Source organism: Alicyclobacillus sp. TC, from assembly GCF_016804365.1.
Taxonomy (GTDB): Bacteria; Bacillota; Bacilli; order Alicyclobacillales; family Alicyclobacillaceae; genus Alicyclobacillus_I; species Alicyclobacillus_I tolerans.
Genome location: NZ_CP044434.1, coordinates 301,069 through 313,182 on the forward strand (window position 1 = coordinate 301,069; position 12,114 = coordinate 313,182).

Genomic DNA, 12,114 nt, shown 5'->3' on the forward strand with positions numbered 1-12,114 from the left:
CTGCTGCTGGAAGGAAACGGAGGGTGCGCGGTTGCTGGATGTGAATAACTTCGAGTTTATGAAGATTGGCTTGGCTTCTCCGGAAAAAATCCGCTCCTGGTCACATGGCGAGGTCAAGAAACCGGAAACCATTAACTATCGTACGTTGCGACCAGAAAAAGAGGGTTTGTTTTGTGAGAAGATTTTTGGCCCCCAGCGTGACTGGGAGTGCCATTGCGGAAAGTATAAACGGATTCGTTATAAAGGTGTCGTCTGTGATCGATGTGGAGTTGAAGTTACACGCGCGAAAGTCCGTCGTGAACGGATGGGCCATATTGAACTGGCAGCGCCGGTATCTCACATCTGGTATTTCAAAGGCATACCCAGCCGGATGGGTCTTGTGCTGGACATGTCACCGAGATCGCTCGAAGAAGTAATTTATTTTGCTTCCTATGTTGTGACCGATCCGGGTGATACTCCGCTCGAGAAAAAGCAGTTGCTCAGCGAGAAAGAGTATCGCTCATATCGTGAAAAGTACGGCTATGCTTTTCAAGCGGGCATGGGTGCGGAAGCGATTCGCAAGCTTTTGCTTGAGATTGATTTGGACAAAGAGGTAGAAGTGCTCAAAGAGGAGTTGCGCAGCGCACAAGGTCAGCGCCGCAATCGTGCGGTTAAACGTCTGGAAGTGTTAGAAGCGTTTCGTTCTTCGGGAAATCACCCGAGTTGGATGATACTCGAAGCACTTCCTGTTATTCCGCCTGATTTGCGTCCAATGGTGCAATTGGATGGTGGGCGTTTTGCCACATCTGATTTAAACGATTTGTACCGTCGCGTGATTAATCGCAACAATCGTTTGAAACGCCTGCTCGATTTGGGTGCACCAGATATTATTGTTCAAAATGAAAAACGTATGTTGCAGGAAGCGGTGGATGCGCTGATTGACAACGGTCGCCGTGGCCGTCCGGTAACTGGCCCAGGCAATCGTCCGCTCAAATCGCTATCTCACATGCTGAAGGGAAAACAAGGGCGCTTCCGTCAGAATTTGCTTGGTAAACGCGTGGACTATTCGGGACGTTCGGTTATCGTGGTAGGTCCCGAACTGCGCATGTACCAGTGTGGATTACCAAAAGAAATGGCGCTTGAATTATTTAAACCATTTGTTATGAAAGAGCTGGTGGCTCGTGGACTGGCGCACAACATCAAGAGTGCCAAACGGAAAGTGGAGCGTGTTTCGCCGGAAGTTTGGGATGTGGTGGAAGATGTCATTAAAGAACATCCAGTGTTGCTGAATCGCGCTCCCACGCTTCACCGCTTGGGTATTCAAGCGTTTGAACCGATTCTCGTCGAAGGTCGCGCCATTAAGCTCCATCCGCTGGTCTGTACAGCGTATAATGCCGACTTTGATGGTGACCAAATGGCTGTACACGTACCGCTTTCTGCTGAAGCGCAGGCTGAAGCCAGACTCTTAATGCTGGCGGCTCATAACATTTTGAATCCGAAAGATGGAAAGCCGGTTGTTACACCAACCCAGGACATGGTTCTCGGTCCCTACTATCTGACGGTTGAAAAAGAGAGCGCGCCAGGAGAAGGTTCCGTATTTGCCGATCCGGCAGAAGCGCATTACGCATACCAGCAACAGAAGATATCATTGCACTCACGCATCGCTTTACCAGCGCGATCGCTCAATAAATCATCCTTTGATGAGAAACATCAATCTGCATTTCTCATCACGACACTTGGCAAGTTGATTTTTAACGAGATATTCCCGGCCGATTTCCCCTATTTGCATTCAGGGAGTCGGACCAACTTGCTTGAAGGTCCGCCGGATGAGACGTTTGTGTTTGAAAAGGGTGTCGATTTGCGCGAGAGAATCGTGCAACGTCCCATCCCCAAAGCGGTCATTAAGAAAGACCTTGGCAATATTCTGGGTGAATGCTTCCGTCGATACGGAACAACGATGACAGCAGAAATTCTCGATCGTGTGAAACGGCTAGGGTTCAACTATTCGACCAAAGCGGGTATTACAATCTCGGTTGCCGATATTATTGTTCCCGAAGAAAAATATCGGATCGTTGAAGAAGCAGATGCTCGTGAGCATAAATTGGCTCAGCAATACAGACGCGGATTGATTACCGAAGAAGAACGGTATATCAGCTTTAGTCAAATTTGGTCGGAAGCGAAAGAACAGATTTCCCAGACGCTGATGACCAGCATGGATCAATTTAACCCGATTTACATGATGGCTACCTCGGGTGCTCGTGGTTCTAATTCACAGATTACCCAATTGGCGGGTATGCGTGGACTTATGGCGAATCCTGCGGGTGAAATTATTCAGTTGGCCATTAAATCCAATTTCCGTGAAGGCTTGACAGTGTTGGAGTACTTTATCTCAACGCATGGTGCTCGTAAAGGGTTGGCAGATACAGCGCTGCGTACAGCTGACTCTGGTTATCTGACGCGCCGCTTGGTCGATGTTGCTCAGGATACAATTGTTCGCGAGCATGATTGCGGAACGGATAAAGGTATGAAAGTGGCGGAAATCCGTGACGGACGAGAAGTCATCGAAGAACTCGGCGATCGTCTCGAAGGACGCATAGCCTTTCAAGATGTGTATCATCCGGAAACAGGTAAATTGCTTGTTGCCAAGAATCAGTTAATTGATGAAGAAATCGCCAGTCAAATTATTAAAGCAGGCATCAAAGAGGTTTACATTCGCTCTGTACTCACTTGTCGAACACGTCACGGCGTATGTATCCAATGTTATGGACGAAATTTGGCTACTGGTAAAATGGTCGAAATTGGTGAAGCGGTAGGTATTATTGCAGCGCAATCCATTGGTGAACCCGGTACTCAGTTGACGATGCGCACGTTCCATACCGGCGGTGTTGCTGGCGACGATATTACCCAAGGTTTACCTCGTATTCAGGAACTGTTTGAAGCGCGTAATCCGAAGGGTCAAGCAGTTATTGCCGAATTTGATGGAAAGATTACAGAAATTCGTGATGGCAAAGACAAACGAGAAATTGAGTTGACTGGTGAAAGCGAAACAAAGGTATATCCAATTCCATATGGGTCTCGCATTCGTGTCCATCTCAATCAGGAAGTGGAAGCGGGCGATGAACTAACTGAAGGATCGGTCGATCCCAAAGAGATGTTGCGTGTCCGTGGACTGCAAGGTGTGCAAAACTATTTGTTGCGCGAAGTTCAACGCGTCTATCGCTTGCAAGGTGTGGATATTAACGATAAACATATCGAAGTGATGGTACGCCAAATGCTTCGCAAAGTGCGTGTTTTGGATGCTGGCGATACAGAACTGTTGCCTGGCACTTACGTGGATTTGTTTGATTATGAAGCGGCAAACCGCACAGCATTGCTGTCGGGAGGAGAACCTGCGGTAGCACGCCCAGCTCTGTTGGGCATTACAAAGGCTTCTCTGGAGACGGATTCATTCCTTTCCGCTGCCTCCTTCCAGGAAACAACACGTGTTCTTACTGAAGCAGCAATTAAGGGTAAGGTCGATCGTCTGCTCGGCTTGAAAGAAAATGTGATTATTGGTAAATTGATTCCTGCTGGAACGGGAATGGGGCGTTATCGCCACCTTCAGCTCATCGATACCAGAGAGCAGGAATCTGCAGAATTACAAGATAAAGAACAACAATTGACGGCAGTAGATTGACAATTTTCACTCTCATGTCAACAGGGCGTTAAGCTCTGCGTGTCAACTCACGTAAAAATCTTACCGAAGAGAGATGGCTAACTCATTTAAAAATCTAACCCATTCCCGATTCCGTTGAAGTGGGAGGGGTGAATGGCCGTAGGCCAGAGGGGAGGAGCGAAGCGGCTTCCCCTTTTTTTGTGTCTGTGGAGCTTGTGGGCAACTTGAAGAGTTGTCCATCAAATCCACAGACCGAATGTTTTGGCCTCAATAGGAGTCCCGAGTGCCGTTTCGTTTGTCGTTGTCGATCCCCCTGGAAACCGGTGCGGGCAGCGGAGCAGGAGCAAGGTTCGCCCCGCCTAGTCCCTGTGCCAGCAGTGTCACCAGTTGTCGGTGTAGCTGTAGTGGATTGAGGGACTGTGCCCACTCACTCCAGTACTTTTGGCTGTTCGTTGGGATGGCACTAGCATCGAACGCCCGTTGCAAAGGAGTTTTTGCTGAGTCGTATTTCTTTTGCATGTGACTGCCGTTACGTTTTTTCTCAATGACCTTGCGCATGGGCAGACAGGCATTGGCATATACGTCAAGCCACGCATAAACCGTGTTGAGCCATTGAACATGCTCTGGAGTGTCGAAACGCTCGTAACCTACGATTTCGCGGACCAAGAATCGATTCTTTTGCTCCACGTGAGCGTTGTCGTTCTTCTTGTAAGGTCGGCTTCTGGTGAGCGACAGCCCATTCGCCTTCGTGAAACGAACCAGGTGAGCATTGATGAACTCGCTGCCGTTGTCGCTGTGGATTCCCCACACCGGATATGGCCATTCCGTTAGTATGCGTTCCAGCGCTGCCATGACACCAAGCTGGCCCCTGCCAAGTACCGCAACGCGTCTACTGTATCCCGTCACGACGTCGACGACGGAGAGGGTGTAAGCGAAGTGTCCCAAGGACGATCCGCCGTTGTGCTCGACGAGGTCGATTTCCAACGCACCAGGTCTGTCCTCGTCCCAGTCATAGCGTTCCACTGGAATTTCCGAGCGTAGATGCGCGGACGGGCGTCTGTCGGCAGGGATGTGCTTGGGACCGGGACGCTTCCATTTGGCGATACGACGGGCCAGCGTCGCACGGCTCATTTGCTGCAAGTCACGGATTGCCTCTTGAGTCAGCTTGACCTCACCGTGATTGGCTAACTGTGCGGCAGTACACATCAGCACGGGATGCAAGCGCTCTGCACAAGGATAGTCGAGTGCTTCCCAAACGATTTGAACGATGGGCATCACATCCCTATACCGAAGAGAGCGAGTACGCTTAGCGGGCGGTTTATCGTGCTCCGGTTTGGGTTTCATAGTGGCAATCGCGTACTTCCGCGCGTATCCCAGGGTCCGCTCCAACTCATCCAAAATCTGCGATTTCTCTTGCCTATTGCGTGCCTTAAGGTAACGCACGCGCATCGTACTCAGGTACTCTTGCCGACTCTGCATGGACATCCGCACATCGATCCCTTCGGTAAGATTTCTGTTTGAGTGAGCCGATACCCTTTCGGTAAGATTTTAGCTGAGTGATCGCGCTCTGTTGACATGGGCAAATATCAGATGATAGAATCACATGGTGTGCCAGGACATGGTTTGTATATCGAGGAGGCTGTTGCGGTGTCTCTAGATCGCATACGCCTTGAAAAAAAGCGAATCATTGGTACAAACCAAACGTTGAAAGCAGTGCAACAGTCTGCTGTAAAAGAAGTGTTTGTTGCCAAGGATGCTGAAGCGCGCGTTATCGGTCCGGTTCTGCACTATGCTGAACAGAACGGGATTCCAGTAACATGGGTGGAGACAATGAAAATGCTTGGCAAAGCATGCGGGATTGAAGTGGGAGCAGCAACTGCAGCCATCCTTGAGTAAAACCATAATGGTTTGCTGTGGCGAGTTGTGGCTTATGCTTTTTTGTGTTTGAGGATGAACCACCAGGCACTGTGGGCTTGAAAAGAGTTGAAAAGAAGGAGGTGCAGCAATGCCGACCATTAACCAGCTCGTGCGTAAAGGTCGCAAGCCGGTCGTTGATAAGTCAACAGCTCCGGCGCTGCAAAAAGGTTATAACAGTTTTGAAAAAGAACAAACCGATTTACCTTCACCGCAAAAACGTGGAGTTTGCACGCGTGTGGGTACAATGACACCCAAAAAACCAAACTCAGCGCTTCGTAAATACGCTCGTGTGCGTCTTACCAATACCATTGAAGTGACTGCCTATATTCCGGGTATCGGTCATAACTTGCAGGAGCACTCTGTGGTGCTGGTGCGCGGAGGTCGTGTAAAGGACCTGCCGGGTGTCCGCTACCATATTGTTCGTGGAGCGCTTGATACTGCGGGCGTGAAAGATCGTATGCAAGGTCGTTCTAAGTACGGTGCTAAAAAACCGAAAGCAAAAAAGTAATCCATAAGAATGTAGTGTTGATATTAAATCATGCAATCTGTGTTACATGGATTGAAAGGAGGCGTTATTATGCCGCGTAAAGGGCCTGTTCCAAAAAGGGATGTTATGCCCGATCCGATTTATGGGAACAAGCTGGTGACTCGTCTCATCAATAAAGTGATGTTGGACGGTAAACGTGGTGTAGCGCAGAAGATTGTTTATAATGCGCTAGATACAGTGCGTGAACGCACAGGGAAAGATCCGATGGAAGTATTTGAGGGGGCAATGCGCAATATTATGCCCGTCCTTGAAGTTAAAGCTCGCCGTGTGGGTGGTTCCAATTATCAAGTTCCAGTAGAAGTGCGTCCGGATAGGCGTACAACATTGGGCTTGCGCTGGTTGGTGAATTATGCTCGTCTCCGCAGTGAAAAGACGATGGAACAAAGATTGGCCAATGAATTGCTGGATGCCTTTAACAATGCGGGTGGAGCAGTGAAAAAACGCGAAGACACGCATCGTATGGCCGAGGCTAACAAAGCATTTGCTCATTATCGCTGGTAGAAGTTATTAAGAAGATGAGGGGGTTGGCTTGTGAGCCGCCAGTTTCCGCTGGAAAAAACCCGGAACATCGGTATTATTGCGCATATTGACGCCGGTAAAACAACCACGACTGAACGCATTCTGTTTTATACTGGCCGTGTCCATAAAATTGGCGAAGTTCATGAAGGTGCCGCTACGATGGACTGGATGGTGCAAGAACAGGAACGTGGAATTACGATTACTTCCGCGGCTACTACAGCGCAGTGGAAGGGTCATCGTATCAATATCATTGATACGCCAGGCCACGTGGACTTTACGGTAGAAGTGGAACGTTCTTTGCGCGTTCTTGATGGCGCCTGTGGCGTGTTCGATGCCAAGGGTGGCGTTGAACCGCAATCAGAAACGGTATGGCGCCAAGCTGATAAATACCATGTTCCGCGTATTGCTTATGTAAACAAAATGGATATCATTGGCGCAGACTTCTTGATGTGCGTGGAACAAATGCGTACACGCCTAGGGGCGAAAGCTGTGCCTATCCAATACCCGATTGGAGCGGAAGATAACTTCAAGGGTATGGTTGACTTGGTTGAAAACAAGGCCATCATCTATACGGACGATCTCGGTACGACATCAGATGTCGTTGATGTTCCGGAAGATCTCAAAGAGATTGTTGAGAAATTAAGGACGGAAATGATAGAGGCGTGTGCTGAAGTCGATGAAGATCTGATGGTGAAGTACTTGGAAGGTGAAGAAATTACTGTTCCTGAAATTAAAGCGGCACTTCGCAAAGGTACATGTAATGTGCAACTTTTCCCGGTGCTATGTGGATCTTCTTATAGAAATAAAGGTGTACAGCCGATGCTTGATGCTGTGGTCGATTATTTACCCTCGCCAATCGACGTTCCAGCTATTAAAGGCGTAACGGCTGACGGTGAAGAAATTGAACGCCATTCAAGTGATGAAGAGCCGTTCTCGGCGTTGGCGTTTAAGATTATGACCGATCCGTTTGTAGGTAAATTAGCATTCTTCCGTGTATACTCTGGAATTCTCTCGAGTGGTTCTTATGTGCTGAACTCTACCAAGGGTAAGCGCGAACGTATTGGCCGTATTCTACAAATGCATGCCAATCACAGAGAAGAAATTGACAAAGTCTACGCTGGAGACATTGCTGCTGCAGTTGGTTTAAAAGATACAACCACGGGCGACACGCTTTGTGATGAAAAGAATGTAGTAGTATTGGAGTCCATGGAATTTCCTGATCCAGTTATCTCGGTATCTATTGAGCCGAAGACAAAAGCGGATCAGGACAAAATGGGTGTTGCACTAGGTAAGCTCACCGAGGAAGACCCAACATTCCGCACGTATACCGATCAAGAGACGGGACAAACCATTATTTCGGGTATGGGTGAATTGCATCTCGAGATTATTGTTGACCGCCTTCAACGGGAATTCAAAGTAGAGTGTAATGTGGGTCGTCCGCAGGTTGCTTATAAAGAGACCATTACGCAACGTGTTGATCAGGAAGGCAAATTTGTTCGCCAATCTGGTGGTCGCGGTCAGTATGGTCATGTTAAAATCATCCTCGAGCCTCTCGAACGTGGCCAAGGCTACATGTTTGAGAATAAGGTTGTGGGTGGCGCAATTCCAAAAGAATATATTGCGCCAGTGGATGAAGGTATTCAGGAAGCAATGCGCAGTGGCGTGTTGGCCGGATACCCCATGGTTGACGTAAAGGTCACTCTCTATGATGGTTCGTACCACGATGTGGACTCCTCTGAGATGGCATTCAAGATTGCTGGTTCAATGGCGCTCAAAGAGGGTTCAAAGAAAGCTGGTCCAGTACTGCTTGAACCTATTATGAAAGTGGAAATTACGGTTCCGGAAGAGTATATGGGCGACATCATGGGCGACATCAATTCTCGCCGTGGCCGCATTGAAGGCATGGAACAGCGTGCTAACGCTCGTGTCATTCGCGGTTATGTGCCACTGGCAGAAATGTTTGGTTATTCGACATCGCTTCGCTCTCGCACGCAGGGCCGTGGAACTTTCGCTATGGAACTTGCTGCGTATGAAGAAGTGCCGAAGTCGATAGCTCAAGAAATCATTGCCAAAAGTAAAGGCGAATAACACTAAGGAGTGAATCATTCAGATGTCAAAAGAAAAATTTGACCGTTCGAAACCCCACGTTAACGTTGGAACCATTGGTCACGTTGACCATGGCAAAACTACTTTGACTGCAGCTATTACTTCTGTACAGGCTTCGAAGGGTAAAGCAAAAGCTCAGAAGTATGATGAAATTGACAAAGCTCCAGAAGAGCGTGAACGTGGTATTACCATTAATACTGCACACGTTGAATATGAAACCGATGCACGCCACTACGCTCACGTTGACTGCCCAGGCCATGCTGACTATGTGAAAAACATGATTACCGGTGCAGCTCAAATGGACGGCGCTATTCTTGTTGTATCAGCAGCTGATGGTCCGATGCCGCAAACTCGTGAACATATTCTTCTATCCCGCCAGGTTGGTGTGCCGCATTTGGTGGTGTTCTTGAACAAATGTGACATGGTGGATGACGAAGAACTGTTGGAACTCGTTGAAATGGAAGTTCGTGAATTGTTGTCTGAGTATGAATTTCCTGGAGATGACATCCCGGTTATTCGTGGATCTGCATTGAAGGCTCTCGAAGGCGACCCGGCTTATGTTGCTAAAATTGAAGAATTGATGAACGCTGTGGATAGCTACATCCCAACCCCCGAGCGTGACACTGACAAACCCTTCTTGATGCCTGTTGAAGATGTGTTTACCATCACCGGGCGCGGAACCGTTGCTACCGGACGTGTCGAACGCGGTACGCTGAAAGTTGGCGATGAAGTAGAAATCGTTGGCTTAACGGAAGAAAGCCGTAAGACAGTTGCAACTGGTATTGAAATGTTCCGCAAACTGCTCGACCAAGCTCAGGCTGGTGACAATATTGGTGCGTTGTTGCGTGGTGTTGAGCGTAAAGATGTTGAGCGCGGACAAGTGTTGGTCAAACCGGGATCCATTAAACCACACACAAAATTTAAAGCTGAGGTTTATGTTTTGACCAAAGAAGAAGGTGGCCGTCATACTCCTTTCTTCAACGGTTATCGTCCACAGTTCTATTTCCGTACAACCGACGTAACTGGTGTTGTAGAGTTGCCGGAAGGTACTGAAATGGTAATGCCTGGCGATAATATCTCCATGGAAGTTGAATTGATTGCCCCAATCGCTCTGGAGGAAGGTACACGCTTCGCTATCCGCGAGGGTGGCCGTACAGTTGGCGCTGGTGTAGTCGCTGCTATTGAGAAGTAAATCATTCAATAGAATGATATAAAAAGGGAGCTCTGAGTAGCTCCTTTTTTTATGAAAACTTTTTCTTGTGCTTTTACCAGCCATTTAGTATAATATCGAACGTTGGTCTCAGACAGCGATGAGGCAGGAGGTTGCTTATGTGCTTTTAGCCATAAAGAGCACCGCTGAGGAAATTTCTGCTGAGTATGTCCATCAAATTGGGCGCTTACTCTAGATACGGTTTATGTATTGAGAGAGCCCGCCATGAAGAGGGGGGAAATGTTATGGCAAACCAAAAGATTCGTATCCGATTAAAAGCGTATGATCATCAAATTCTTGATCAGTCTGCTGAACGCATTGTAGAAACCGCAAAGCGTTCAGGCGCCGGAGTATCTGGCCCTATTCCGTTGCCCACAGAAAAGGCAATCTTTACGATTCTTCGCGCGCCTCACAAATATAAGGATTCGCGTGAACAATTTGAAATGAGAACACACAAACGTTTAATTGATATTTTAAATCCTACGCCACAAACGGTCGATTCGTTAATGCGTTTAGATCTGCCATCCGGCGTTGATATTGAAATTAAACTTTAAATGAATTACAACCCAAGAAAGATTGAGGAGGTGTGCGCGTGAAAGGAATCCTTGGCAGAAAGCTTGGTATGACTCAAGTGTTTTCGGAAGATGGAATTGTCATTCCGGTCACAGTCATCGAAGCCGGACCGTGTACGGTTCTGCAAATTAAACAAAGCGAAATAGACGGATACGAGGCAGTTCAAATCGGGTTTGCCGATAAGAAGCCAAGCCGCTCAACCAAAGCCGAACAAGGGCACGCGCAAAAAGCTAATACTGCTGCAAAACGATATATTCGTGAACTGCGCGGCGTGGATGTTCAACAATATGAAGTTGGCCAACAAATCAAAGCGAATGTTTTTGAGCCAGGAGAAATCGTGGATGTAATCGGCGTCTCCAAAGGTAAAGGCACAGCTGGTCCGATTAAGCGTCACAATCAGGCTCGGGGACCTATGGCTCACGGTTCGAAGTATCACCGTGGTGTGGGTTCGTTAGGCTCTATTGCGGCTAACAGAGTGTTTAAAGGACAAACCATGGCTGGACGTATGGGTCATGAAAAAGTGACTGTCCAAAACCTTGAGATTGTAAAAGTGGATGCCGATCGCAATTTATTGCTTGTGAAAGGTTCTGTTCCAGGTCCTAAAAACTCATTTGTTACTATACGTACGGCGATTAAGTCGAATTCGTAATTGATTTCAAAAGAAGGGAGGCAACTGGGATGCCAAAATTGCCTGTATATAATATGCAAGCTGAACAGGTTGGAGAAGTGGAACTGAATGAAAAGCTTTTTGCTGCACCTGTTCGCATGGATTTGATGCATGAAGTGGTATTAATGTACTTGGCTGGGCAAAGGCGTGGAACGCATAAGGTCAAAGGACGTTCTGAAGTGTCTGGCGGTGGTCGTAAACCATGGCGTCAGAAAGGTACGGGACGTGCAAGACAAGGTAGCATTCGCGCCCCGCAATGGAAAGGCGGCGGTGTTGTGTTTGGTCCAACGCCACGCAGCTATAAATATAAACTCACGAAAAAAGTTCGTCGAGCTGCTCTTTATAGCGCGTTGACATCCAAAATTGATGAGGGAAAAGTGATTGTTCTCGATCAACTTAACCTTTCTGATATTAAGACGAAACACATGGTCGCGTTGTTAAAGAGGTTTGAATTAAACAAAGCGTTACTTGTGGATGCGGAAAAAATTGAGAACGTTTGGTTGTCGGCGCGTAATATTCCAGGAATCAAATATGTTCCAGCAAACGGTGTTAATGTATACGATTTGTTGAGACATGAGCACCTGGTTTTAACCAAGGACGCTGTTGCCAAAGTTGAGGAGGTGTTTGCTTAATGGATCCGCGTGATGTAATTAAACGCCCCATTATTACAGAAGCCTCGACTGCTGGCATGGAAATGAACAAGTACGTGTTTGAAGTCGATAAACGGGCGAACAAAGTTGAAATACGCCAAGCGGTCGAAAAAATCTTTGGTGTAAAAGTGCTAAAAGTAAATACAATGCGTACACCCGGTAAGAAAAAACGCGTAGGGCGTTTTGTGGGGATGACTTCGGAAAAGAAAAAAGCAATTGTAACATTGACAGCTGATTCGAAGCCGATTGAATTTTTTACACAAGGTTAATCCGTTCGCATGACAGTTAAGA

The 12,114-nt window shown here is 47.6% G+C and carries 11 protein-coding genes; 10 read left to right on the plus strand and 1 reads right to left on the minus strand.

Going from position 1 to position 12,114, the window contains the following annotated elements:
• The first annotated feature begins 31 nt into the window (after positions 1-31).
• The gene (gene rpoC, locus FY534_RS01490) at positions 32-3,655 is read left to right on the plus strand and encodes a DNA-directed RNA polymerase subunit beta' (RefSeq protein WP_072874901.1); all 3,624 of its coding nucleotides are present in this window, start codon (positions 32-34) and stop codon (positions 3,653-3,655) included.
• Between the two features lie 246 nt (positions 3,656-3,901).
• Here the strand turns inward: rpoC and FY534_RS01495 are convergent, their stop codons facing one another.
• A complete protein-coding gene (locus FY534_RS01495) occupies positions 3,902-5,083 on the minus strand; it encodes a transposase (RefSeq protein WP_238413609.1) in 1,182 nt (393 codons plus the stop codon).
• Between the two features lie 198 nt (positions 5,084-5,281).
• On the opposite strand from FY534_RS01495, the gene FY534_RS01500 reads away from it, so the two are divergent.
• The 9 genes from FY534_RS01500 (at position 5,282) to rplW (ending at position 12,092) form a co-directional block, all read left to right on the plus strand.
• Positions 5,282-5,530 (plus strand): ribosomal L7Ae/L30e/S12e/Gadd45 family protein, encoded by a 249-nt coding sequence (locus FY534_RS01500; protein ID WP_203115499.1) that lies wholly within the window; start codon positions 5,282-5,284, stop codon positions 5,528-5,530.
• A 109-nt stretch (positions 5,531-5,639) separates the two neighbouring features.
• Entirely contained in the window at positions 5,640-6,059 is a 420-nt protein-coding gene (gene rpsL, locus FY534_RS01505; RefSeq protein WP_203114968.1) for a 30S ribosomal protein S12, read from the plus strand.
• A 69-nt stretch (positions 6,060-6,128) separates the two neighbouring features.
• The gene (rpsG, locus tag FY534_RS01510) at positions 6,129-6,599 is read left to right on the plus strand and encodes a 30S ribosomal protein S7 (protein ID WP_072874898.1); all 471 of its coding nucleotides are present in this window, start codon (positions 6,129-6,131) and stop codon (positions 6,597-6,599) included.
• A 30-nt stretch (positions 6,600-6,629) separates the two neighbouring features.
• Positions 6,630-8,705 (plus strand): elongation factor G, encoded by a 2,076-nt coding sequence (gene fusA / locus FY534_RS01515; RefSeq protein ID WP_072874897.1) that lies wholly within the window; start codon positions 6,630-6,632, stop codon positions 8,703-8,705.
• Positions 8,706-8,727: 22 nt separating this feature from the next.
• Complete coding sequence (tuf, locus tag FY534_RS01520; protein ID WP_072874896.1) at positions 8,728-9,915, plus strand: elongation factor Tu; 1,188 nt, start codon at positions 8,728-8,730, stop codon at positions 9,913-9,915.
• Positions 9,916-10,178: 263 nt separating this feature from the next.
• Positions 10,179-10,487, plus strand: a complete 309-nt coding sequence (gene rpsJ, locus FY534_RS01525) for a 30S ribosomal protein S10 (RefSeq protein ID WP_072874895.1) — start codon at positions 10,179-10,181, stop codon at positions 10,485-10,487.
• Between the two features lie 38 nt (positions 10,488-10,525).
• Positions 10,526-11,155 carry a 50S ribosomal protein L3 gene (rplC, locus tag FY534_RS01530; RefSeq protein ID WP_203114969.1) on the plus strand — a complete coding sequence of 210 codons (630 nt, stop codon included), beginning with the start codon at positions 10,526-10,528 and terminating at the stop codon, positions 11,153-11,155.
• 29 nt (positions 11,156-11,184) lie between these two features.
• On the plus strand, positions 11,185-11,805 hold the full coding sequence (gene rplD / locus FY534_RS01535) for a 50S ribosomal protein L4 (protein ID WP_203114970.1): 621 nt from the start codon (positions 11,185-11,187) through the stop codon (positions 11,803-11,805).
• Positions 11,805-12,092 carry a 50S ribosomal protein L23 gene (rplW, locus tag FY534_RS01540; RefSeq protein ID WP_203114971.1) on the plus strand — a complete coding sequence of 96 codons (288 nt, stop codon included), beginning with the start codon at positions 11,805-11,807 and terminating at the stop codon, positions 12,090-12,092. The genes rplD and rplW overlap by 1 nt, the downstream gene beginning before the upstream one ends.
• Positions 12,093-12,114 lie beyond the last annotated feature (22 nt).

What these genes read in the sequence shown, in the direction of transcription:
- FY534_RS01495 (WP_238413609.1), bottom strand. Translation starts at nt 5,083, where the DNA reads ATGCGCGTGCGTTACCTTAAGGCACGCAATAGGCAAGAGAAATCGCAG.
- rpsL (WP_203114968.1), top strand. Translation starts at nt 5,640, where the DNA reads ATGCCGACCATTAACCAGCTCGTGCGTAAAGGTCGCAAGCCGGTCGTT.
- rpsG (WP_072874898.1), top strand. Translation starts at nt 6,129, where the DNA reads ATGCCGCGTAAAGGGCCTGTTCCAAAAAGGGATGTTATGCCCGATCCG.
- tuf (WP_072874896.1), top strand. Translation starts at nt 8,728, where the DNA reads ATGTCAAAAGAAAAATTTGACCGTTCGAAACCCCACGTTAACGTTGGA.
- rpsJ (WP_072874895.1), top strand. Translation starts at nt 10,179, where the DNA reads ATGGCAAACCAAAAGATTCGTATCCGATTAAAAGCGTATGATCATCAA.
- rplD (WP_203114970.1), top strand. Translation starts at nt 11,185, where the DNA reads ATGCCAAAATTGCCTGTATATAATATGCAAGCTGAACAGGTTGGAGAA.
- rplW (WP_203114971.1), top strand. Translation starts at nt 11,805, where the DNA reads ATGGATCCGCGTGATGTAATTAAACGCCCCATTATTACAGAAGCCTCG.